Source organism: Streptomyces sp. NPDC001903, from assembly GCF_042891345.1.
GTDB lineage: Bacteria > Actinomycetota > Actinomycetes > Streptomycetales > Streptomycetaceae > Streptomyces.
The window spans coordinates 228,062-249,656 of record NZ_JBIASZ010000005.1; the positions used below are offsets into that span (position 1 = coordinate 228,062).

16 protein-coding genes and 1 pseudogene are annotated in these 21,595 nt (G+C 72.3%); 8 read left to right on the top strand and 9 right to left on the bottom strand.

Going from position 1 to position 21,595, the window contains the following annotated elements:
- The first annotated feature begins 13 nt into the window (after nucleotides 1–13).
- The gene (locus ACFYZS_RS13580; RefSeq protein ID WP_389010789.1) at nucleotides 14–979 is read left to right on the top strand and encodes an EamA family transporter; all 966 of its coding nucleotides are present in this window, start codon (nucleotides 14–16) and stop codon (nucleotides 977–979) included.
- Here ACFYZS_RS13580 and ACFYZS_RS13585 read toward each other — a convergent pair.
- Nucleotides 930–1,427 (bottom strand): annotated as a pseudogene (locus ACFYZS_RS13585) (GNAT family N-acetyltransferase); the annotation flags it as partial. The gene ACFYZS_RS13580 and the pseudogene ACFYZS_RS13585 overlap by 50 nt on opposite strands.
- A 52-nt stretch (nucleotides 1,428–1,479) precedes the next feature.
- Nucleotides 1,480–2,019 carry a DUF937 domain-containing protein gene (locus tag ACFYZS_RS13590; RefSeq protein ID WP_389010792.1) on the bottom strand — a complete coding sequence of 180 codons (540 nt, stop codon included), beginning with the start codon at nucleotides 2,017–2,019 and terminating at the stop codon, nucleotides 1,480–1,482.
- Between the two features lie 287 nt (nucleotides 2,020–2,306).
- Here ACFYZS_RS13590 and ACFYZS_RS13595 point away from each other — a divergent pair, with 287 nt between their 5' ends.
- Together ACFYZS_RS13595 and ACFYZS_RS13600 are read left to right on the top strand one after the other, a co-directional pair.
- Nucleotides 2,307–4,553, top strand: a complete 2,247-nt coding sequence (locus ACFYZS_RS13595; RefSeq protein ID WP_389010795.1) for an ATP-dependent RecD-like DNA helicase — start codon at nucleotides 2,307–2,309, stop codon at nucleotides 4,551–4,553.
- Nucleotides 4,554–4,735: 182 nt separating this feature from the next.
- Complete coding sequence (locus tag ACFYZS_RS13600) at nucleotides 4,736–6,025, top strand: citrate synthase (protein ID WP_030161574.1); 1,290 nt, start codon at nucleotides 4,736–4,738, stop codon at nucleotides 6,023–6,025.
- Nucleotides 6,026–6,407: 382 nt separating this feature from the next.
- Here ACFYZS_RS13600 and ACFYZS_RS13605 read toward each other — a convergent pair whose 3' ends face one another.
- The 3 genes from ACFYZS_RS13605 to ACFYZS_RS13615 form a co-directional block, all read right to left on the bottom strand.
- The gene (locus ACFYZS_RS13605) at nucleotides 6,408–8,684 is read right to left on the bottom strand and encodes a heavy metal translocating P-type ATPase (protein WP_389010799.1); all 2,277 of its coding nucleotides are present in this window, start codon (nucleotides 8,682–8,684) and stop codon (nucleotides 6,408–6,410) included.
- A gap of 103 nt (nucleotides 8,685–8,787) precedes the next feature.
- Nucleotides 8,788–9,024, bottom strand: a complete 237-nt coding sequence (locus ACFYZS_RS13610; RefSeq protein ID WP_389010802.1) for a heavy-metal-associated domain-containing protein — start codon at nucleotides 9,022–9,024, stop codon at nucleotides 8,788–8,790.
- 227 nt (nucleotides 9,025–9,251) lie between these two features.
- A complete protein-coding gene (locus ACFYZS_RS13615) occupies nucleotides 9,252–9,971 on the bottom strand; it encodes a TetR family transcriptional regulator (RefSeq protein ID WP_389010805.1) in 720 nt (239 codons plus the stop codon).
- Nucleotides 9,972–10,102: 131 nt separating this feature from the next.
- Between ACFYZS_RS13615 and ACFYZS_RS13620 the strand changes: the two genes are divergently transcribed.
- Nucleotides 10,103–12,391, top strand: a complete 2,289-nt coding sequence (locus ACFYZS_RS13620) for an MMPL family transporter (protein ID WP_389010808.1) — start codon at nucleotides 10,103–10,105, stop codon at nucleotides 12,389–12,391.
- A 95-nt stretch (nucleotides 12,392–12,486) separates the two neighbouring features.
- Here ACFYZS_RS13620 and ACFYZS_RS13625 read toward each other — a convergent pair whose 3' ends face one another.
- From ACFYZS_RS13625 to ACFYZS_RS13635, 3 genes are all read right to left on the bottom strand, one after another.
- Nucleotides 12,487–12,687 carry a helix-turn-helix transcriptional regulator gene (locus ACFYZS_RS13625; protein ID WP_389010811.1) on the bottom strand — a complete coding sequence of 67 codons (201 nt, stop codon included), beginning with the start codon at nucleotides 12,685–12,687 and terminating at the stop codon, nucleotides 12,487–12,489.
- A 229-nt stretch (nucleotides 12,688–12,916) separates the two neighbouring features.
- Nucleotides 12,917–13,927: a Gfo/Idh/MocA family protein gene (locus tag ACFYZS_RS13630; RefSeq protein WP_389010814.1), complete on the bottom strand. Its 1,011-nt coding sequence runs from the start codon at nucleotides 13,925–13,927 to the stop codon at nucleotides 12,917–12,919.
- A gap of 20 nt (nucleotides 13,928–13,947) precedes the next feature.
- Nucleotides 13,948–14,862: a sugar phosphate isomerase/epimerase family protein gene (locus tag ACFYZS_RS13635; protein ID WP_389010817.1), complete on the bottom strand. Its 915-nt coding sequence runs from the start codon at nucleotides 14,860–14,862 to the stop codon at nucleotides 13,948–13,950.
- Nucleotides 14,863–14,942: 80 nt separating this feature from the next.
- On the opposite strand from ACFYZS_RS13635, the gene iolC reads away from it, so the two are divergent.
- Genes iolC through ACFYZS_RS13655 form a run of 4 tightly spaced genes read left to right on the top strand, consistent with a single transcriptional unit; the run spans nucleotide 14,943 to nucleotide 20,179 of the window.
- On the top strand, nucleotides 14,943–15,872 hold the full coding sequence (gene iolC / locus ACFYZS_RS13640; RefSeq protein ID WP_389011649.1) for a 5-dehydro-2-deoxygluconokinase: 930 nt from the start codon (nucleotides 14,943–14,945) through the stop codon (nucleotides 15,870–15,872).
- A 20-nt stretch (nucleotides 15,873–15,892) separates the two neighbouring features.
- Entirely contained in the window at nucleotides 15,893–16,801 is a 909-nt protein-coding gene (gene iolB / locus ACFYZS_RS13645; protein ID WP_389011652.1) for a 5-deoxy-glucuronate isomerase, read from the top strand.
- A complete protein-coding gene (iolD, locus tag ACFYZS_RS13650; RefSeq protein WP_389010820.1) occupies nucleotides 16,798–18,666 on the top strand; it encodes a 3D-(3,5/4)-trihydroxycyclohexane-1,2-dione acylhydrolase (decyclizing) in 1,869 nt (622 codons plus the stop codon). Before iolB ends, iolD begins: the two co-directional genes overlap by 4 nt.
- 13 nt (nucleotides 18,667–18,679) lie before the next feature.
- A complete protein-coding gene (locus ACFYZS_RS13655) occupies nucleotides 18,680–20,179 on the top strand; it encodes a CoA-acylating methylmalonate-semialdehyde dehydrogenase (RefSeq protein WP_389010823.1) in 1,500 nt (499 codons plus the stop codon).
- Nucleotides 20,180–20,329: 150 nt separating this feature from the next.
- On the opposite strand, the gene ACFYZS_RS13660 is transcribed toward ACFYZS_RS13655, so the two are convergent.
- Complete coding sequence (locus ACFYZS_RS13660) at nucleotides 20,330–21,370, bottom strand: WxL protein peptidoglycan domain-containing protein (RefSeq protein ID WP_389010826.1); 1,041 nt, start codon at nucleotides 21,368–21,370, stop codon at nucleotides 20,330–20,332.
- Between the last annotated feature and the right edge of the window lie 225 nt (nucleotides 21,371–21,595).

Below are 21,595 nucleotides of genomic sequence, written 5' to 3' on the forward strand. Positions count from 1 at the left end.
CGATGCTCGAAGCATGCGTCCCGTTCACACCGCACTCGCCGTACTCGTCGCCGCCGTCTGGGGCTTCAACTTCGTCGTCATCGAGATCGGGCTCGGCCACTTCCCGCCGCTGCTCCTGTCCGCCCTGCGCTTCCTCGTCGCGGCGCTGCCCGCCGTGTTCTTCGTCGGCCGGCCCAAGACCGCCTGGAAGTGGATCATCGCGGTCGGCGTGGCCCTCGGCGTCGCCAAGTTCGGCCTCCTGTTCACCGGGATGGCCGCCGGCATGCCGGCCGGACTGTCCTCGCTCGTGCTCCAGGTGCAGTCCGTCTTCACCGCGGTCCTCGCCTCCCTCGTCCTGCGCGAGCGGCCCGGGCGGGTCCGGATCGCCGGCATGGCGGTGGCGCTCGCGGGGATCGCCGTCGCCGCGGTGGACGGGGGCACTTCGGGGCCGGTGCTCGGCTTCACCCTGGTCGTCGCGGCCGCCGCCTGCTGGGGCGTGTCCAACGTGCTGACCCGCAAGGCGTCCCCGCCCGACGCGCTGAACTTCATGGTCTGGGTGTGCACCGTCCCGGTGCTGCCGCTGTTCGCGCTGTCGCTGCTGCTGGAGGGGCCCGAGCGGGACCTGGCCGCGCTGCGCGGGCTGGACTGGTCCGGGGCCGCGGTCATCGCGTACGTCGCCTGGGTGTCGACCGTGTTCGGCTTCGGCGCCTGGAACTTCCTGCTGAAGCGCTACCCGGCCTCCTCGGTCGCGCCGTTCTCCCTGCTGGTGCCGGTGTTCGGGATGTCCTCGGCCGCGCTGGTCCTGGGCGAGGGCGTCTCGGGGCTGCGGTGGGTGGCGGCGCTGCTGCTGGTCGGCGGGGTGGGCATGACCTCGCTGGCGCCCGCCCGCGCGGGCACCCGTACGCCGGTGGCGGAGGGCGGCGGCGCGGCGGTGGGCGCCGCGGCGGCCGTCAGTGCGGGGAGCCCTCCTGCAGCGGCAGCCGCCAGTCCTGCCCCGTGAGGCTGACGCCGTACGAGCGGTGCGGGTGCTCGGCCACCAGGGTGAACCCGGCGCGTTCGTAGAGGGAACGGGCCGAGGTCAGCACGTCGTTGGTCCACAGCACCAGCTCGCGGTATCCGACGGAGCGGGCGAAGGCGACGACCGCGTCGACCAGGAGGGACCCGATGCCGTGGCCCCGGCCCGCCGGCTCCACGAGCAGCAGCCTCAGCCGCGCGGTGCCGGGGGAGCTGTCCTCGCGTACGCACATCACCGACCCGACCGGGCGGCCGTCCAGCTCGGCGATCCAGACCCGTTCCAGGTACGGGTCGTGGTCCTCGGCGAAGTCCGCGACGATGCGGGCCACCAGGCCCTCGAAGGCCGTGTTCCAGCCGTACTCGGCGGCGTAGAGCGCGCCGTGCCGCTGCACGATCCAGCCCAGCTCCCCGGGCTCGGGGTCCCGCAGCCGTACCGCTGCGGCGGAGTTGTCAGCAGGGGGCTCCATGGCGCCCCAGGGTAGCGGGCTACTTCTTGCCGCCGCCGAGGATCTGGCCGAGCAGGTCGCCGAGTCCGCCGCCCTCCGCCGGGGCGGCTCCGGGGGCCGCGCCCGCAGTGGCGCCCGGGGCTCCGGCGGTGGCGCCCTTGCCGGCCGCCGCGCGCTTGGCGAAGACCGCCAGGACGACCGGGATCAGCAGTTCGATGACGCGGGAGACGGTGGCCGCGGGGATGCCGGTCTTCTTGGAGACCGCCGCGGCGACCGGCTTGCTCACCTTCGCGAGCACCCCGGCCATCAGCCCGCCGCCGAGCAGCCCGCCGCCGAGCGTGGCCACGCCCTGGAGCGGGGGTTCGGCCACCTCGGCGAAAGCCTGGCGGACCTCGTTGCCCTCGTCGTCATCGGCGCCGGCCTTCTCCTGGAGGTCGCCCGTCATCGCGCCGACCGTGGTCGCGACGGTCTCGCGGGCGCCCGCCGCGTCCGTGCCGAGCAGGCCGGCGATCTCGCCCAGCCGGTCCGGGCCCAGCTCGCCGAGCACGTCGTCCTGGAATGAAGATTCGGATTCGCTCATGCCTGAAACGCTACTTCTGTGGTGATTCACCGGCACTTCGGATCGGCACCGGATCCCGCCAAGGTAATGGAAACGTAAAGTTCCGATTCCGCGTGCAACCCCTGGGCCGGGCAGCGGGTCGTATGGTGCGTCGGTACTTCCGGGGAGGGATCTGGGGGGATCGGGAAGGCCGACACGGGAGGGGTAACCGTGAGGGGGTCCGGCCGCGAGGCCGGACCCCCTTCTGGGTTCTCCGGGGTTGTCCACAGGCCTGACGGGCTGTCGGCGCCGGGCGGTAGCTTCGTGCCATGACAACCAACGGGGCGGTGCAACCGGCAGTCGTCGAGGGGGTGCTCGAGCGCATCACCTACGCCAACGAGGAGAGCGGGTACACGGTCGCCCGCGTCGACACCGGCCGCGGCAGCGGGGACCTGCTCACCGTCGTCGGCTCCCTGCTCGGGGCCCAGCCGGGCGAATCGCTGCGCATGGAGGGCCGCTGGGGCTCCCACCCCCAGTACGGCAAGCAGTTCACGGTGGAGAACTACCGCACGGTGCTCCCCGCGACCATCCAGGGCATCCGCCGCTACCTCGGCTCCGGCCTCATCAAGGGCATCGGCCCGAAGATCGCCGACCGGATCGTGGAGCACTTCGGCACCGACACCCTCGACGTGATCGAGGAGTCCCCGAAGCGGCTGATCGAGGTGCCCGGGCTCGGCCCCAAGCGGACCAGGCTGATCGGCGCCGCCTGGGAGGAGCAGAAGGCGATCAAGGAGGTCATGGTCTTCCTCCAGGGCGTCGGAGTCTCCACCTCCATCGCGGTCCGCATCTACAAGAAGTACGCCGACGCCTCCATCTCGGTGGTCAAGAACCAGCCGTACCGGCTCGCCGCCGACGTGTGGGGCATCGGCTTCCTGACCGCCGACCGGATCGCCCAGGCCGTCGGCATACCGCACGACAGCCCCGAGCGGGTCAAGGCCGGGCTCCAGTACGCCCTGTCCCAGTCCACCGACCAGGGGCACTGCTTCCTCCCGGAGGAGCGGCTCATCGCCGACGGGGTCAAGCTGCTCCAGGTGGACACCGGGCTGGTCATCGAGTGCCTGGCCGAGCTCGCCGCCGATCCCGAGGGTGTCGTACGGGAATCGGTGCCGGATCCGCAGGGCGGGCCGGACCCGCTGACCGCCGTGTACCTGGTCCCCTTCCACCGGGCCGAGTTGTCGCTGGTCGGGCAGGTGCGGCGGCTCCTGAACGCGGAGGACGACCGGATGCCGGGCTTCCAGGACGTGGACTGGGGCAAGGCGTTCGGCTGGCTCGCCGGGCGCACCGGGGCCAGGCTGGCCCCCGAGCAGCGGGACGCCGTCACGCTGGCGCTGACCCGCCGGGTGGCCGTCCTGACCGGCGGGCCGGGCTGCGGGAAGTCCTTCACCGTCCGCTCGATCGTGGAGCTGGCCCGGGCCAAGAAGGCCAAGGTCGTGCTCGCCGCGCCCACCGGCCGGGCCGCGAAACGGCTCGCCGAGCTCACCGGGGCCGAGGCCTCCACCGTGCACCGGCTGCTGGAGCTCAAGCCGGGCGGGGACGCGGCGTACGACCGGGAGCGCCCGCTCGATGCGGACCTGGTCGTCGTGGACGAGGCCTCGATGCTGGACCTGCTGCTGGCGAACAAGCTGGTCAAGGCGGTGGCGCCGGGGGCGCACCTGCTGCTGGTCGGGGATGTGGACCAGCTGCCCTCGGTCGGCGCCGGGGAGGTGCTGCGGGACCTGCTGGCCGAGGGCGGCCCCGTCCCGGCGGTCCGCCTGACCCGCATCTTCCGGCAGGCGCAGCAGTCGGGCGTGGTCACCAACGCCCACCGCATCAACACCGGGGTGCCGCCGATCACCGACGGGCTGCCGGACTTCTTCCTCTTCCCGGAGGAGGACACGGAGGAGGCCGCGCGGCTCGCCGTGGATGTGGCCGCCCGGCGGATTCCGGCCAGATTCGGACTCGACCCGCGGCGCGACATCCAGGTGCTCGCGCCCATGCACCGCGGTCCGGCCGGTGCGGGGAACCTCAACGGGCTGCTCCAGCAGGCCATCACGCCGGCCCGGCCGGATCTGCCGGAGAAGCGGTTCGGCGGCCGGGTCTTCCGCGTCGGCGACAAGGTCACCCAGATCCGCAACAACTACGAGAAGGGCGCCAACGGGGTCTTCAACGGCACGGTCGGCGTGGTCACCGCCCTCGACGCGGACGAACAGCGGCTGACGGTGCGGACGGAGGAGGACGAGGAGGTCGGGTACGAGTTCGCCGAGCTGGACGAGCTGGCGCACGCGTACGCCGTCACCATCCACCGCTCCCAGGGGAGTGAATATCCGGCCGTGGTGATCCCTGTCACCACCGGGGCTTGGATGATGCTCCAGCGCAACTTGCTCTATACGGCGGTGACCAGGGCGAAGAAGTTGGTCGTGCTGGTCGGGTCCCGGAAAGCCCTCGGTCAGGCTGTGCGTACCGTTTCCGCAGGTAGGAGGTTCACGGCGGTCGCGCCCAGGCTGTCCGGCCGGATACCGGTGGGAAACATCACCTAAATGATCGATCATTTTGGGTTCCCGCACCGGTGTGGAGGGGGCAGGATGAGCAGGTTGAAGGCACTCAGTGCCGTCAAAAGGACCAAAGGCCGACCCCGAGTGCACTCTCCTGCGCCAAATGGGGGAAGGTAGAGGCAGTCAGGGCACCTCGAAGAAGAGGCACTACGTCGGTGAGGGATGACGTGAGCGACAACTCTGTAGTACTCCGGTACGCGGACGGTGAATACACCTACCCGGTGGTCGAAAGCACCGTCGGTGACCAGGGCTTCGACATCTCGAAGCTGAGGGCCCAGACCGGGCTCGTCACCTTGGACAGCGGCTACGGCAACACCGCCGCCTACAAGTCCGCGATCACCTACCTCGACGGTGAGCAGGGCATCCTGCGTTACCGCGGTTACCCGATCGAGCAGCTGGCCGAGCGCTCGACCTTCATCGAGGTCGCGTACCTGCTGATCAACGGTGAGCTGCCGACCGTCGACCAGCTCGCGTCTTTCCGCAACGAGATCACCCAGCACACGCTGCTGCACGAGGACGTGAAGCGGTTCTACGACGGCTTCCCGCGTGACGCGCACCCGATGGCGATGCTGTCCTCCGTGGTCAGCGCGCTGTCGACGTTCTACCAGGACAGCCACAACCCGTTCGACGAGAAGCAGCGGCACCTCTCGACGATCCGCCTGCTGGCCAAGCTCCCGACGATCGCGGCGTACGCGTACAAGAAGTCGGTCGGCCACCCGGTGGTCTACCCGCGCAACGACCTCGGCTACGTCGAGAACTTCCTGCGCATGACCTTCTCCGTGCCGGCCCAGGAGTACGACCTGGACCCGGTCGTGGTCTCGGCGCTCGACAAGCTGCTGATCCTGCACGCGGACCACGAGCAGAACTGCTCGACCTCCACCGTGCGCCTGGTCGGCTCCTCGCAGGCGAACATGTTCGCCTCGATCTCCGCCGGCATCTCGGCCCTGTGGGGCCCGCTGCACGGTGGCGCCAACCAGTCCGTCCTCGAGATGCTCGAGGGCATCAAGAACGACGGCGGCGACGTCGACGCCTTCATCCGCAAGGTGAAGAACAAGGAAGACGGCGTCCGCCTCATGGGCTTCGGACACCGCGTCTACAAGAGCTTCGACCCCCGGGCGAAGATCATCAAGGCCGCGGCGCACGACGTCCTCTCCTCGCTCGGCAAGAGCGACGAGCTGCTCGACATCGCGCTCAAGCTGGAAGAGCACGCGCTGGCCGACGAGTACTTCGTCTCGCGCAACCTCTACCCGAACGTGGACTTCTACACCGGCCTGATCTACCGGGCCATGGGCTTCCCCACCGAGATGTTCACCGTGCTCTTCGCGCTCGGCCGCCTTCCCGGCTGGATCGCCCAGTGGCACGAGATGATCAAGGAGCCGGGTTCCCGCATCGGCCGTCCGCGCCAGATCTACACCGGCGAGGTCCTGCGCGACTTCGTCCCGGTCGAGGCCCGCTGACCCGAGGTCCCTCGAGCAAGCGAAAAGCGCCCCGCCGTCGATCCCCCCACGGGTCGACGGTCGGGGCGCTTTCCTTTCCCCGGAACGGATTCCCCCCACGGGACCCGAGCCGGGGCGTCGGCGGGGAGCGCACGCGCGGTGCGCTCCGGTTGGGTGTCTGCCGGGACCCGTACGGGTCGGGAGGGCCGCTCAAAGCTCCCCGTTGAGCACGCGTCCCGGCCGGCTGATGCCCCGGACGTCCCCCAAGACCCCCGTGAACGTCCCCCAAGACGTTCCTGGCATCGCCCCATTAGACCCACTGCAGTGCCGGATGGTTACGTTGCAATCACTGTGATCTGCGTCTCCCGTGAAGGAAGTGTGTGCAGCGTGGGGAGAAGATCCCTTAGCGGAAGGTCCGCAACCGGAGGCTGTTGCTCACCACGAAAACCGAGGAGAACGCCATCGCGGCCCCCGCAATCATCGGATTGAGCAGGCCTGCGGCCGCGAGGGGCAAGGCCGCCACGTTGTAGCCGAAGGCCCAGAACAGGTTGCCCTTGATGGTGGCCAGGGTCCGGCGGGAGAGCCGGATCGCGTCCGCCGCCACCCGCAGGTCCCCCCGTACGAGGGTCAGGTCGCCCGCCTCGATCGCGGCGTCGGTGCCGGTGCCCATGGCCAGGCCCAGGTCCGCCTGGGCCAGCGCGGCCGCGTCGTTCACCCCGTCGCCGACCATGGCGACCGTACGGCCCTCGGCCTGCAGTCGGCGTACGACGTCCACCTTGTCCTGCGGGAGGACCTCGGCGATCACCTCGTCGATGCCGACCGCGCGGGCCACCGTCTCGGCGACCGCCTTGTTGTCACCGGTCAGCAGCACCGGGGTCAGCCCCAGTGCCCGCAGCCGCGACACCGCCTCGGCGCTGGTCTCCTTGACCGCGTCGGCCACGGTCAGGACCCCGCGGGCCGCCCCGTCCCAGGCCACCAGGACAGCGGTGCCGCCCGCGGCCTCGGCGGCCGCCTTGGCCCCGGCGAGGCCGGCGGGCAGTTCGATCGACCAGTCCGCCAGCAGCTGCTCGCGGCCGACCAGCACGGCGTGCCCGTCGACGACGCCCTGGACGCCGAGGCCGCCGAGGTTCTCGAAGCTCTCCGGGACCGACAACCCCTCGCCGAGGTCGCTCGCCGATGCCGCCACCGCCCGGGCGATCGGGTGCTCCGAAGCGTGTTCGAGCGAGCCTGCCAGGCGCAACAGCTCGGCGGGGTCCACGCCTTCGGCGGGGACGGCTCCGGTCAGGGTCATCCGGCCGGTGGTGACCGTACCGGTCTTGTCGAGCACGACCGTGTCCACGCGCCGGGTGGACTCCAGTACCTCGGGGCCCTTGATCAGGATGCCGAGCTGCGCGCCCCGCCCGGTGCCGACCATGAGCGCGGTCGGCGTGGCCAGGCCCAGGGCGCAGGGGCAGGCGATGATCAGGACGGCCACGGCGGCGGTGAAGGCGGCGGTGGGGTTGTCGGTGATCAGCAGCCAGGTGACCCAGGTGCCGAGCGCCAGCACCAGCACGACCGGCACGAAGACCCCGGAGATCCGGTCGGCGAGGCGCTGCACCTCGGCCTTGCCGTTCTGCGCCTCCTCGACGAGCCGGGCCATCCGGGCGAGCTGGGTGTCGGCGCCGATCCGGGTGGCCTCGACGACGAGACGGCCCGAGGCGTTGACGGTGGCGCCGGTGACGGAGTCGCCCACGGCCACCTCGACGGGGACGGACTCGCCCGTCAGCATCGAGGCGTCCACGGCGGAGGCGCCCTCGACGACGGTGCCGTCGGTGGCGATCTTCTCGCCGGGGCGGACGACGAAGCGGTCGCCGACGGCGAGCTGCGCCACCGGGATCCGGACCTCGCCGCCGCCGCGCAGGACGGCGACGTCCTTGGCGCCGAGCTCCAGCAGGGCCTTGAGGGCGGCGCCCGCCTTCCGCTTGGAGCGGGCCTCCAGGTAGCGGCCGAGCAGGATGAAGCTGACGACTCCGGCGGCGACCTCCAGGTAGATCGAGGAGGAGCCGTCCGTGCGCGAGACGGTGAAGTCGAAGCCGTGCCGCATGCCCGGCATGCCGGCGTGGCCGAAGAACAGGGCCCACAGCGACCAGGCGAAGGCGGCGAGCGTGCCGACCGAGACCAGGGTGTCCATGGTGGCGGCGCCGTGCCGGGCGTTGGTCCAGGCGGCCTTGTGGAAGGGGAGGGCGCCCCAGACGACCACGGGGGCGGCCAAGGTCAGCGAGAGCCACTGCCAGTTGTCGAACTGGAGGGCCGGGACCATCGAGAGCAGGACGACGGGCAGGGCCAGGGTGGCCGAGACCAGCAGCCGCTGGCGCAGCGCGGCCAGTTCGGGGTCGCGCGGGGGCCGGCCGGTCTCCGCGGCCTCCGGCTCCGGTTCCGGCTCCGGCGGCGGGGGTTCCTCGGCGGTGTAGCCGGTCTTGACGACGGTCGCGATCAGGTCGGCGACCTGGACGCCGCTCCCGTACGAGACGCGGGCCTTCTCGGTGGCGTAGTTCACCGTGGCGGTGACCCCGTCCATCCGGTTCAGCTTCTTCTCGATGCGGGCGGCGCAGGAGGCGCAGGTCATTCCGCCGATGGTCAGCTCGACCTGGGCGGCTCCGGCCGCCGCTATGGGCCCGTCGTGCACTGTGCTGCTGCTCATGTCCGGCTCCAGGGGATGGCCGGGTCGTACGGGACCAGTATGAGCTGGCCGGCACGACCCGGCGGGGTACTGCGAAGGAGGAGTGGCGCGGGGCGCGGGGTGCTCAGCCGGCCTGGCCGGCGAACTCGTACCCGGCCTCGTCCACGGCGGCGCGTACGTCCTCCTCGGCGAGCGGGGTGGCGGAGACCACGGTGACCTCGCCGGTCGCGGCGACGGCCTTGACCGAGCTGACGCCGGGCAGGGCGGAGAGCTCGGTGGTCACCGCGCCCTCGCAGTGGCCGCAGGTCATGCCGGTCACCCGGTAGACGGTGGTGGTCTGGGTGTCCGTCTCGGCGGTCATGTCGTTCTCCTCTTCGAGGGCGTGTCCGGTCGCCGGGGGCGGCGGTGTCGCGGGTGTTGTCACCCCACCGTCCTCCCGACACTCGAAGACTATACCCCTAGGGGGTATCAATGCGAGTGTCGGGGGCTGTGTCCGGAGCGACGGCCGAAGTGGTGGCGGAAGCGACGGCCGAGGTGGCGGCGGATGCGGCGGCGGAAGCGGAGGCCGAGGCGGTCCCCGCGGCCGGGTCAGTGGGCGTGGGGAGTGGTGAGCATCGGCTCCACGTAGCGCAGCAGGACGGTCTTCAGCTCGGCGACGTACGCGGCGCGCTCGGCGCCCTCGCTCGCCAGGATCAGGTCGAGGGCAGCCTTGAAAATGCCCAGGATCATGCCGGAGACGCGGGTGAGCTCCTCGGGCGAGCCGTCCGGGCAGAAGGTGCGCAGGACGTCCTGGACGCGCTCCAGCAGGCCGGAGTGCAGCTCCTCGCGCTCCTGGGTGATGCCGGGGATGCCGGAGCCGTGCATGAGGGCCCAGAAGGCCGGGTTCTCGCAGTTGAAGGCGATGACCGGGTCCAGGACGGCGTCGAGCAGCTCGGGCAGGGGCTTGTCCAGGTTCTCGGGGAGGAAGGCCTGGCCGTGCATGTCGCGGGCGCGCCGGAGCAGCTCGTCGCCCAGGTGGATGGCGATGGCCTCCTTGTTCGGGAAGAACTGGTAGAGCGTGCCCGGTGAGACCTCCGCCTCGCGGGCGATGGCGTTGGTGCTGGCCGCCGCGTAGCCGGTACGGCAGAACACGCTGGCGGCGGCGTCCAGGAGCTGGGCGATCCGGCGCTCGCCGCGGGCCTGGCGGCGCGGGGCGGCCGTCTTCTCGGCGGCGCTCCTGACCGCCTTCTTCGTCGTCTTCTCGGCGGCGGTGGTCTTGGTGGCCTTTGGGGCCTTGGCGGCGTTTTCGGCCTGGGGCCTCTCGGGCATGGCGCGTCCCTTGCTTCCCGTGGGTGATTGACAAATGCGAGAGGTCGCTCGCATTCTTGGAAAACGCGAGCGACTGCTCGTGTTTGCCAGCGTAAGTCGTCTGGCAATCACGGTGAAGGGGACACCGAGTCATGTCCGAAGTCAAAAAACCGCCGTCGCCAGGGGAGAGCGGCCGGTGGACCCGGATCGTCACGGCCCGGCCGCGGCTCTCGCTGCTGCTCGCCCTCGTGGTCACGGCCCTGGCCGTCCTCGCGGGCGGTGGCGTCGCCGACCGGATGGGCAGCGGCGGCTGGGAGGACCCGGACGCCCGGTCCACCTACGCCGCCAAGGTGCTGGAGCGCGAGTTCCCGGGCTCCCAGCCCAACCTGCTCCTGCTGGTGGACGCCGCCGCAGCGGGAGCGGCCGGGGTGGACGATCCCGCCGTCGCCGCCGAAGCCGAGCGGCTGACCGCCCAACTCGCCTCCGAGCAGGGGGTGGCCGGGGTCGGCTCGTACTGGCGCACGCACCTGCCCGCCCTGCGCTCCGAGGACGGCCGGCAGGCCCTGATCGCCGCCCGGGTGCTGGGCGACGAGAAGACCCGCGCCGCCGTGCTGGAGAAGATCGCCCCGCGCTACCGGGGTGAGCACGGGCCGGTGAGCGTCTCCCTCGGGGGGCCGGTCGCCGTCCAGCGCGAGGTGACCACCACCATCCAGGAGGACCTGCTGCGCGCCGAGGTGATCGCCCTGCCGGTGACCCTGGTCCTGCTCGTCCTCGTCTTCGGCAGCGCCGTGGCCGCACTGCTGCCGCTGGGCGTGGGCATCGTCGCCATCCTCGGCACCAATGCCGTGCTGCGCGGCCTCACCGAGTTCACGGACGTCTCCGTCTTCGCCCAGAACCTGACCACCGCGCTCGGCCTCGGCCTCGCCATCGACTACGCCCTGTTCATCGTCCGGAGGTTCCGCGAGGAGCTCGCCGCCGGGCGGGATCCGGCGGCGGCCGTGGGGGCCACCCTGCGCACCGCGGGGCGCACGGTGCTGTTCTCGGCGCTGACCGTGGCCGTCTCGCTCTCGGCGATGCTGTTCTTCCCGATGTACTTCCTGCGCTCCTTCGCCTACGCCGGGGTCGCGGTGGTCCTGCTCGCGGCGGCCGCGGCCCTCGTCCTGCTGCCGGCGGCGCTGGTGCTCCTCGGGGAGCGGGTCAACTCCCTCGACCTGCGGCGGATGTGGCGGCGCCGCCGGCCCGGGGCGGGCGCCGGGACGCCGGGCGCGGCCGCCGCCGGCGGCGAGGCCGGGCGGGGCTGGGCGCGGGCGACCGCGCTGGTGATGCGCCGGGCCCCGGTCTTCGCCATCGCCACCACGGCCGGGCTGCTGCTCCTCGGGCTGCCCTTCCTCGGGGTGAAGTTCGGCAGCGTGGACGACCGGCAGCTACCGGAGACGGCCACCTCCCACCTGGTCCAGCAGCAGATCCGCGACGGCTTCCCGGGCAGCCCCGGGGCCGGGCTGACCGTGCTGGCCGAGGGCGCGGCCGGTCCCGCCGACCTCGCCGCCTACCGGGAGCGGCTCGCGGCCCTGCCCGGGGTCCGGGTGGACGGGCCGGTCAGCTCCGGGGCCCGGCCGGGTTACGCGTACTTCTCGGTGGTCACCGACGGCGAGCCGGTGGGGCAGCAGGCCCAGGACCTCGTCGGTGTGGTGCGCGAGGTGGACGCCCCCTTCGACACCGCGGTCACCGGACAGGCGGCCGTCCTCGTCGACGCCCGGAACGCGATAGCGCAGAAACTGCCGGCCGCGCTGGCCCTGGTGGTCCTGGCGACGCTGCTGCTGGTCTTCCTGCTCACCGGGAGCGTGCTGATCCCCGTCCAGGCGGTCCTGCTCAACGCGCTGAGCCTGACGGCGATGTTCGGGGCGGTGGTGTGGGTCTTCCAGGACGGCCACCTCTCCGGATTGCTCTCCTTCACCTCGACCGGGGACATCGAGACCACCCTGCCCGTGCTGATGTTCTGCATCGCCTTCGGACTCTCCATGGACTACGGGGTGTTCCTCATATCCCGCATCAAGGAGGAGTACGAGCGGACCGGGGACCACGAGGGGGCGGTGCGCACCGGGCTGGTCCGCACGGGCGGGCTGATCACCGCGGCGGCCGTGATCCTGGCGGTGGTGATGGTGGCCATCGGCAGCTCCCGGGTGACCAACACCAAGATGCTCGGGCTCGGGATCGCGTTGGCCGTGCTGATGGACGCCCTGGTCGTACGGAGCCTGCTGGTCCCGGCGGTGATGAAGCTGACGGGGAAGGCCACCTGGTGGGCACCGGGCCCGCTGCGGCGGCTGCACGAGAGGTTCGGCCTGAGCGAGGGGGAGTCCGCGCCGACGGCCGCGCCGCAGGTGGCAGGGGAGGTGCCGGGGAAGGCACCGGAGCCGGACCGGATACCGGCGGGCAGCCGCTAGACGCCGCCCGCGGCGGCGGCCGCCCCGCGGGGCCGACTGACCGCGCGGGGCCGGGCCCCGGCGGCCGCGTCCGGCGCCGGGGCCGCCGCCGGGGGTCAGTCCTCGCGGCGGCCCCGGTTGCCGGGGCGGCGGGCCACCCAGGTGCGGATCGTGTCGGCGTACCAGTAGGGCTTCCCGCTTTCCACGAGGTCGGGAGCGGGGAGCAGTCCGTGCTTGCGGTACGAGCGCACCGTGTCCGGCTGGACCCGGATATGGGCGGCGATCTCCTTGTACGACCACAGCTGTCGGTCGCTCATCCACGACACCTCCTTGTCCACGAGGCGGGGCCGGCCGGGAGGCCGTCGGGGGAGCCGACGCGTGGACAGTGACGATCACTCGGGTTGTGCCCGGAGAACGACAGAGGGTGAAGGCGGGGGAGGCCTTGTCGACCGGCTGTGACGAAATACCCGCGTAATGGGGATATGCGTGACACAAGGGCGACGCCTGTGACACATGCGGCACAACGGGGAGGAGGGGAGGGAGGGTTCAGCGGTAGAGGGCGGGGCGCTCCACCAGCTCCACGGGGGTCCGTACGCCGCTGTGCGCGGCGGTGAGTCCCGCCGCCGAGACGGCGGCCGCCGCGTAGCCGTCCCAGGCGTCGGGCCCGGCCACCCGGCCCTGCGCGGCCGCCGCCACCCAGCGCCGCAGTTGGCGGTCGTAGGCGTCGGCGAAGCGGACGGTGAAGTCCTGGGCGATCTCACCGGAGCTGCGGCCCGCGGAGCGGACGACCATCGACTGTCCCTCGCCGATCTGGGCGCTGCCGGACTCGCCGACCGCCTCGCAGCGGACCTCGTAGCCGAAGCCGCAGTTGACGAAGATCTCCACGTCGACGATGGCCCCGCCCGCGGTCTCCAGCAGGACCAGCCGGGGATCGCGCAGCCCTTCGGGGGCCGCCGAGCTGGGAGTCGGCGAGAGCACGGACACCGCCGTGATCTCCTGCCCGAGCAGCCAGCGCGCCGCGTCGACCTCGTGCACGACGGAGTCGGTGATCAGCATGTCGCTGGTGAAGAAGGAGGGCGAGGAGGCATTGCGGTGCCGGCAGTGCAGGAACAGCGGCCGGCCGATCCCGCCCGCGTCCAGCAACTCCTTCAGCCGCTCGTACTCGGCGTCGAACCGCCGCATGAACCCCACCTGCACCAGGCGCCGGCCCAGCCGCTGCTCCGCCTCCATCACCCGCAGCGCCCCCGCCGGATCCGGGGTCAGCGGCTTCTCGCACAGCACCGGCAACTCCCGCCCCAGGGCGTGCAGGATCGCCTCCTCGTGGGCGGGCCCCGGGGAGGCGATCAGTACGGCCTGTACTCCGGGCACCGCTATCGCCGCCGCCGGATCCGTGTGCGCGCTCGCGCCGTCCAGATCCGCCGCGACCGCCTTCACCCGGTCCCCGTCCGGATCGGCCACGGCCACCACCCGGGCCCCGCCCACCGTCCGCCCGATCCGGCGGACGTGGTCGGCGCCCATCTTCCCCGTCCCGATGACGGCGATGCCCAGCGTGCTCATGTCGTGTTCCCTCCGGGGAGTCAGCGGGCGCCGCAGGAGCGCAGGTAGGCGCGGGTGCGGCGGGCGATCGGCAGCGGCCGGTCGGGCGGGCACGGGTACATGTCCTGCTCCACGATGGCGAAGAGGTCCACACCGAGCCGCTGGGCGGCCGCGAGGACGGGCTCCAGCGCGGGCACCCCCGCCGGAGGTTCGCACATCACCCCGCGGGCCACGGCCGGTCCGAAGGGCAGCTCCTCCGCCCGGACTTCCGCGAGGATCCGCGGGTCGACCTGCTTGAGGTGGAGGTAGCCGATCCGCTCGGCGAAGGTCTCGACGGCCTGGACGCTGTCGCCGCCGCAGTAGGCGTAGTGCCCGGTGTCCAGGCACAGGGAGACCAGGTCCGGGTCGGTGGCGTCCAGGAAGCGGGCCACGTTCGAAGGGGTGTCGATGTGCGTGTCGGCGTGCGGGTGGACGACGATCCGCAGCCCGTACCGGTCCCGCACCTCGCGGCCCAGCCGCTCGGTCTGCGTGGTCAGTTCACGCCATTGCTCCGGGGTGAGCGTGCGGTCCTCCAGCATCTTGCCGGTCTTGTCGTCGCGCCAGAAGGAGGGGATGACGACGAGATGGCCCGCGCCCATGGCCTGGGTGAGCGCCGCGATCCGCGACACGTGCTCCCAGGTCTGCTCCCAGACCGCGGGCCCGTGATGGAGTCCGGTGAAGACGGTGCCTGCGCTGACGCGCAGGCCCCGTGCGGAGGTCTCCTCGGCGAGGCGGGCCGGGTCGGTGGGGAGGTAGCCGTAGGGGCCGAGCTCGATCCACTCGTACCCGGAGTCGGCGACCTCGTCGAGGAACCGCTCCCACGGGGTCTGGAGCGGATCGTCGGGGAACCAGACACCCCAGGAGTCCGGAGCCGAACCGACGCGGATACGGGTCAACGCGGGTGGGGAGGACGTCATGACGGCCACCTTAGGGTGCGAGACGAGTGGGAGGACTGCCTGTGACGACCGCGGACGATGTCGCGTTCGACGTGATCACCATGGGGCGGATCGGGGTGGATCTCTACCCGCTGACAACGGGTGTACCGCTGGCGGAAGCGGACACCTTCGGGAAGTTCCTGGGCGGCTCGCCCACCAACGTCGCCGTCGCGGCGGCCCGGCTGGGACGGCGGGTGGCGGTGATCACCCGGACCGGAGCGGACCCCTTCGGCGCCTATCTCCGGGCTGAGCTGCGCGGATTCGGGGTCGACGACCGGTGGGTGGGGGAGGTGGCGCGGTATCCGACCCCGCTGACCTTCTGCGAGATCTTCCCGCCGGACGACTTTCCGCTGTACTTCTACCGGCTGCCGAAGGCCCCTGACCTGGAGATCGAGCCGGGCGAGCTGGACCTGGCGGCGGTACGGGCCGCGCGGGTGTTCTGGATGACGGGGACGGGCCTGAGCGTGGAGCCGAGCCGGTCCGCGACCCTCGCCGCGCTGGAGGCGCGCTCGAAGTCGGGGATCACGGTGTTCGACCTCGACTGGAGGCCGATGCTGTGGGAGGGGGAGTCGGGGGACCCGGGCGACCCGGGGGAGGCGTATGCGCGGGCGCTCGGCTTCGCCACGGTGGCGGTCGGCAACGTACAGGAGTGCGCGATCGCGACCGGCGAGTCCGAACCGCGGGCCGCGGCGCGGGCGCTGCTGGCGGCGGGGGTGGAACTGGCGGTGGTGAAGCGCGGCCCGGAGGGGGTACTGGCGATGCGCCGGGACGGAACGGTGGTGGAGGCCCCGCCGGTGCCGGTGGACGTGGTGAACGGACTGGGGGCCGGGGACGCGTTCGGGGGAGCGCTGTGCCACGGGCTGCTCGAGGGGTGGGCTCTGGAGCGGGTGCTCCGCTTCGCCAACGCGGCGGGGGCGATCGTGGCTTCGCGGCTGGCCTGCTCGACGGCGATGCCGTACGCCAAGGAAGTGGAGGAGGTGCTGGAGACGTGACGGTGACCGTGTCGCACGAGATGGAGTTCGCGGCGCTGCGGGTGCTGGAGCTCGAGCCGGGGGAGGCGTACGCGCACCCGTGCGGGGACCGGGAGTGGATCGTCCTCCCGCTCGCGGGTGCCTGCACGATCCGCTGCGCGGAGCCGGAGCCTTTGGCCCGTCCGGCGTTCGAGGACCGGGCCCGGGCGGAGCCCGGTGAACGGGAGAACGGCGGGGAGGGGGAAAGTCCCGCAGGGCCACCCGGTCCCGTGTTCGAACTCGGCGGGCGGGACGGTGTGTTCAGCGGCGTGAGTGACTTCGCCTACCTCCCCCGGGACGGGGCGGCGGAGATCGCCTCCGCCGCCGGAGGGCGGTTCGCGCTCGTCGGGGCGCGGTGCGAGAAGGTGCTGCCCGCCCGGTACGGGGCCGCCCGGGACGTCCCCGTGGAGATCCGCGGAGCCAGCCACTGCACGCGCCAGGTCAACAACTTCGCCGCCGCCGAGGTCTTCGACTGCGACCGGCTCATCGCCGTCGAGGTGCTCACCCCCGGCGGGAACTGGTCCTCGTACCCGCCGCACAAGCACGACGAGTACCACCCCGGCCACGAGTCCCGCCTCGAAGAGGTCTACTACTTCGAAATCGCCCCGCACGGCGACACGCCCGGCCTCGGCTACCAGCGTGTCACCCCCTCCCCCGCCGGGAAGACCGACATCCTCACCGAGGTGAGGACCGGGGACGCGGTGCTCATCCCGGACGGCTGGCACGGGCCGTCCATCGCCGCGCCCGGGCACGACATGTACTACCTCAACGTCATGGCCGGGCCCCCGGGCCAGCCCCGCGAGTGGCTGATCCGGGACCATCCCGACCACGCCTGGATCCGGGACACCTGGACCGGCCGGGACACCGACCCCCGGCTGCCCTTCCACCGAGCGGAGGACGAGACACCGTGAGGCTCACCGTCGCCCAGGCCCTCGTACGGTTCCTGGCCGCCCAGTACACCGAGCGCGACGGGCACAGGCAGCGGCTGATCGCCGCCACCTGGGGGATCTTCGGGCACGGGAACGTCGCCGGCATCGGGCAGGCCCTCCTGGAGAGCGGACCGGAGCGGATGCCGTTCCTCCAGGGGCGCAACGAGCAGGCGATGGTGCACGCCGCCGTCGGGTACGCCCGCCGGCGCGGGCGGCTCTCGGCCCACGCCGTCACCACCTCGATCGGGCCCGGTGCCACCAACCTGGTCACCGGGGCCGCCCTCGCCACCATCAACCGGATCCCCGTACTCCTCCTGCCCGGCGACACCTTCGCCACCCGGCCCGCCGATCCCGTCCTCCAGCAGTTGGAGGTGCCCTACGCGGGTGACGTCTCCGTCAACGACACGCTCCGGCCCGTCTCCCGCCACTTCGACCGGATCACCCGTCCCGAGGCCCTGATCCCGGCCGCCCTCCAGGCGATGCGGGTGCTCACCGACCCCGTGCAGACCGGCGCGGTCACGCTGGCGCTGCCGCAGGACGTCCAGGCCGAGGCGTACGAGTGGCCGCCCGAGTTCTTCGCCGAGCGCGTGTGGGCCGTACGCAGGCCCCGGCCCGACCGGGACGAGCTCGCCCGGGCCGCGGCGGCCGTACGGGACTCCGCTCGGCCGCTGATCATCGCCGGCGGCGGGATCCGGCACAGCGCGGCCCAGAGCGCGCTCGCGGAGTTCGCGGGGGCGACCGGGATCCCGGTCGCGTCCACGCAGGCGGGCAAAGGGGCGCTCCCCTACGACCACCCCGCCGATGTCGGCGGCATCGGGCACACCGGCACGGCCACCGCCGACGAGCTGGCCCGGGGCGCCGACCTGGTCATCGCCGCCGGGACCCGGCTCACGGACTTCACCACCGCCTCGGGGACCCTGTTCCAAAACCCCGCCGTCCGCTTCCTCGGGCTCAACCTCGACCCGTACGACGCCCACAAGCTCGCCGGTCAGCCGGTGGTCTGCGATGCGCGAGCGGGCCTGGAAGAACTCCGGGCCGCGGTCGCCGGGTACCGCGTGGACCCCGGGTACGAGACGGCGTACAAAGAGAAGAAAGGCGCCTGGGAGCTGCTGGTCGACCAGGCGTACGCGGCCGCCGACGAGGACGCCGCCCCGACGCAGGCCCAGGTGCTCGGGCTGCTCGACGCGGTCGTCGGCGCCGAGGACGTCCTGATCAACGCCGCCGGCTCCCTCCCCGGGGACCTGCACAAGCTGTGGCGGGCCCGCTCGGCCGACCAGTACCACGTGGAGTACGGGTACTCCTGCATGGGCTACGAGATCCCGGCCGCGATCGGGGTCGCGCTCGCGGCCCCCGGCCGCCCGGTGTGGGCGCTGGTCGGAGACGGGACGTACCTGATGAACCCGACCGAGCTGGTCACGGCCGTGCAGGAGGGGATTCCGATCAAGGTGGTGATCCTCGACAACCACGGTTACGCCTCCATCGGCGGCCTCTCCGGGGCCGTGGGAGCGGAGGGCTTCGGGACCGCGTACCGCTTCCGGGCGGACGACGGTTCGTACACCGGCGCACCGCTGCCGGTGGACCTCGCGGCCAACGCGGCCTCCCTCGGGATGGCCGTGATCCGCACCCGCACCATCGGTGACCTGCGGAAAGCCCTCGCCGAGGCGCGTGCGGCGGACCGTCCCACATGTGTCTACGCACAGACCCGAACACCCGACACTGTGTCGGGCCCGCCCCCGGCACAGGCGTGGTGGGATGTTCCTGTGGCCGAGACCGCGACACGGAAATCCGCGGCCGCGGCCCGCGAAGAGTACGACCGGCAAGCCGCGCAGCGACGTCGCCATCTGTGAAGGAGCAAAAGGCATGAAGACCGTCAACCACTGGATCGGTGGCAAGACCGTCGAGGGCGCGTCGGGCAACTACGGCCCGGTCACCGACCCGGCCACCGGCGAGGTCACCACGCAGGTCGCGCTCGCGTCCGCCGACGAGGTCGACGCTGCGGTACGCGTCGCCCGTGAGGCGTTCCAGAGCTGGGGCCAGTCCTCGCTGGCCGCCCGCACCAAGGTGCTCTTCGCCTACCGCGCCCTGCTGGACGCCAACCGCGACGCCATCGCCGAGCTGATCACCGCCGAGCACGGCAAGGTCCACTCGGACGCGCTGGGCGAGGTGGCGCGCGGCCTGGAGATCGTCGAGCTGGCCTGCGGGATCACCACGCAGCTCAAGGGCGAGCTGTCGACCTCCGTCTCGAACCGGGTCGACGTCTCCTCGATCCGCCAGCCGCTGGGCGTGGTCGCGGGCATCACCCCGTTCAACTTCCCGGCGATGGTGCCGATGTGGATGTTCCCGCTGGCCGTGGCCTGCGGCAACACCTTCATCCTCAAGCCGAGCGAGAAGGACCCGTCGGCCGCCAACAAGCTGGCCGAGCTGGCCTCCGAGGCCGGCCTGCCGGACGGTGTGCTCAACGTCGTCCACGGTGACAAGGTCGCCGTCGACGCGCTGCTCGCCCACCCGGGCATCGCCGCCGTCTCCTTCGTCGGCTCGACGCCGATCGCCCGTCACATCCACACCACCGCTTCCGCGAACGGCAAGCGGGTCCAGGCGCTGGGCGGCGCCAAGAATCACATGCTGGTGCTGCCGGACGCCGACCTGGACGCGGCCGCCGACGCGGCGGTCTCGGCCGCGTACGGCTCGGCCGGCGAGCGCTGCATGGCGATCTCCGCGGTCGTCGCCGTCGGATCGATCGGTGACGCGCTGGTGGAGAAGATCCGCGAGCGCGCCGAGAAGATCAAGATCGGCCCCGGCAACGACCCGACCTCCGAGATGGGCCCGCTGATCACGGCCGCCCACCGCGACAAGGTCGCTTCGTACGTGAAGGGCGCGGCCGACCAGGGCGCGGACGTGGTCCTGGACGGTACCGGCTACACGGTCGGCGGGTTCGAGAAGGGCCACTGGATCGGCCTGTCGCTGCTGGACAACGTCAAGACCGACTCCGACGCGTACCGCGACGAGATCTTCGGGCCGGTGCTGTGCGTGCTGCGCGCCGAGACCTACGAGGAGGGCGTGGCGCTGATCAACGCCTCGCCGTTCGGAAACGGCACGGCGATCTTCACCCGTGACGGCGGGGCGGCCCGCCGCTTCCAGCTGGAGATCGAGGCGGGCATGGTCGGCGTCAACGTGCCGATCCCGGTGCCGGTGGGCTACCACTCCTTCGGGGGCTGGAAGGACTCGCTCTTCGGCGACCACCACATCTACGGCAACGACGGCATCCACTTCTACACCCGCGGCAAGGTCGTCACGACCCGCTGGCCGGACCCGTCCGAGGCGCCGGTGGGCGTGGACCTGGGCTTCCCCCGCAACCACTGACCGGCTGACCGGCACCACCACCTGCTCGCCTCCCGCACCCTCACGCGGGAGGCGAGCGTGCGTTCGGGGCGGGGCGGGGCGGAGTGGGGAGCGGGGAGCGGACACCGGTCGCCGCCGGGTCCGCCGCCGGGGCCGCCCTCGCCCGTCCCGTCAGTGCGTCGCCGCCAGGTCGGGGGCGGGATCGTCCTGTTCCACGGGGGCCCGGCGGCGGCGCCGCAGGGCCAGGAAGGTGAGGGCGGCGCCCGCCAGTACCAGCAGCGCGCCGAGGGCGGGCCACGGCACGGCGACGAACTCCGCCTCGGAGGCTGAGGCGAGGTCCGGATAGGCCGTCGCCCCGGCCGAGATCCGTACGGTCACCCAGTCCGACTGCGGTGCGTCCGCCCAGGGCTCGGTGAGCTCGATCCGCTGGCCGGGCAGCAGCACCAGCTTCAGCTCGCGGGCCGGCCGGTCCAGCACCGTACGGCCGAACAATCCCTCCGCGGACACCGCGACCTTGGGCTCGACGACCACGTTGCCCCGGTTGACCAGCGTGTACGAGACCGTGGCGCGGGCGTCCTTGACCCAGGGCAGCAGCGGCGCGGACCGGCTGACCTTCACGTCCTCCACGCTCAGCCCCGGCGTCACCGGTCCCGGCACCCGGAAGTACAGCCGCGAGCCGACCTGCCGCTTCACCCCGACCTGGACCTTCCCCTCCTGCCGGATGCCCTCCACCGCGGTGTTGAGGGCGACGATCCCGCCGACGTGGTCGCCGGGCGTGGCGTTCTCGGGAACCTTCACCGTGAACGGGATGTCCTTGCGGCCCTTGGGCGGGACGGTCACCGTGTTCGCCGTCCCCGGCGCCAGCGCGATCCACGTGCCCACGTCCTTGGGCTTCTGCTCCGCCGGCAGCAGCGCGAAGGCGCCGCCGGCCGGGGTGTTCACGGCGTCGGTGGCGAAGATCTGGAAGGTCAGCTCCCGGTCGGAGGAGTTCAGGACGGTCACGCTGTCGCTGACCGTGGTCCCGGCCGAGCCCTGGTGGAAGAAGTACGCGCGGTCGGTCATCGCGGCCCCGGCCGCGGGCGTCGGGAACACCCCCCAGGTGCCGTTGTCCGCGGCCGTCGCCGTCGTGGCCGGCAGCAGGAGCAGGCCCGCGACCAGCAGCAACAGGGTGAGGAGCGGACCGTACGGAGCGATACGGGGGCGGGGGCGCATGGGCGGTTCTCCAGTCGGCGCGGGGAGGCGGGGTGGGCCGGGAGGCGACGGGTGGTGCGGAGAGCGAAGGGGGGTGCGGAAGGCGAAGGGTGGTGGGGGGCCCCGGCGCCGCCCCCCCCCCCCGGGGGGGGGGGGCCGCCGGGCGGGGGGGGGGGAGAGGTAGGCCGGGAGGGCGTGGGAGGCGGACAGTGAAAGGGGGGGGAAGAAAAAGCCCGGCGCGCCGAA

Coding starts and splice junctions, on each gene's coding strand:
- ACFYZS_RS13595 (WP_389010795.1), top strand. CDS start 2,307: ATGACAACCAACGGGGCGGTGCAACCGGCAGTCGTCGAGGGGGTGCTC.
- ACFYZS_RS13660 (WP_389010826.1), bottom strand. CDS start 21,370: ATGCGCCCCCGCCCCCGTATCGCTCCGTACGGTCCGCTCCTCACCCTG.
- ACFYZS_RS13655 (WP_389010823.1), top strand. CDS start 18,680: ATGAAGACCGTCAACCACTGGATCGGTGGCAAGACCGTCGAGGGCGCG.
- ACFYZS_RS13625 (WP_389010811.1), bottom strand. CDS start 12,687: ATGAGCGACCGACAGCTGTGGTCGTACAAGGAGATCGCCGCCCATATC.
- ACFYZS_RS13590 (WP_389010792.1), bottom strand. CDS start 2,019: ATGAGCGAATCCGAATCTTCATTCCAGGACGACGTGCTCGGCGAGCTG.
- iolB (WP_389011652.1), top strand. CDS start 15,893: ATGGAGTTCGCGGCGCTGCGGGTGCTGGAGCTCGAGCCGGGGGAGGCG.
- ACFYZS_RS13635 (WP_389010817.1), bottom strand. CDS start 14,862: ATGACGTCCTCCCCACCCGCGTTGACCCGTATCCGCGTCGGTTCGGCT.
- ACFYZS_RS13610 (WP_389010802.1), bottom strand. CDS start 9,024: ATGACCGCCGAGACGGACACCCAGACCACCACCGTCTACCGGGTGACC.
- ACFYZS_RS13615 (WP_389010805.1), bottom strand. CDS start 9,971: ATGCCCGAGAGGCCCCAGGCCGAAAACGCCGCCAAGGCCCCAAAGGCC.
- iolC (WP_389011649.1), top strand. CDS start 14,943: ATGGGGCGGATCGGGGTGGATCTCTACCCGCTGACAACGGGTGTACCG.
- ACFYZS_RS13605 (WP_389010799.1), bottom strand. CDS start 8,684: ATGAGCAGCAGCACAGTGCACGACGGGCCCATAGCGGCGGCCGGAGCC.
- ACFYZS_RS13630 (WP_389010814.1), bottom strand. CDS start 13,927: ATGAGCACGCTGGGCATCGCCGTCATCGGGACGGGGAAGATGGGCGCC.
- ACFYZS_RS13620 (WP_389010808.1), top strand. CDS start 10,103: ATGTCCGAAGTCAAAAAACCGCCGTCGCCAGGGGAGAGCGGCCGGTGG.
- ACFYZS_RS13580 (WP_389010789.1), top strand. CDS start 14: ATGCGTCCCGTTCACACCGCACTCGCCGTACTCGTCGCCGCCGTCTGG.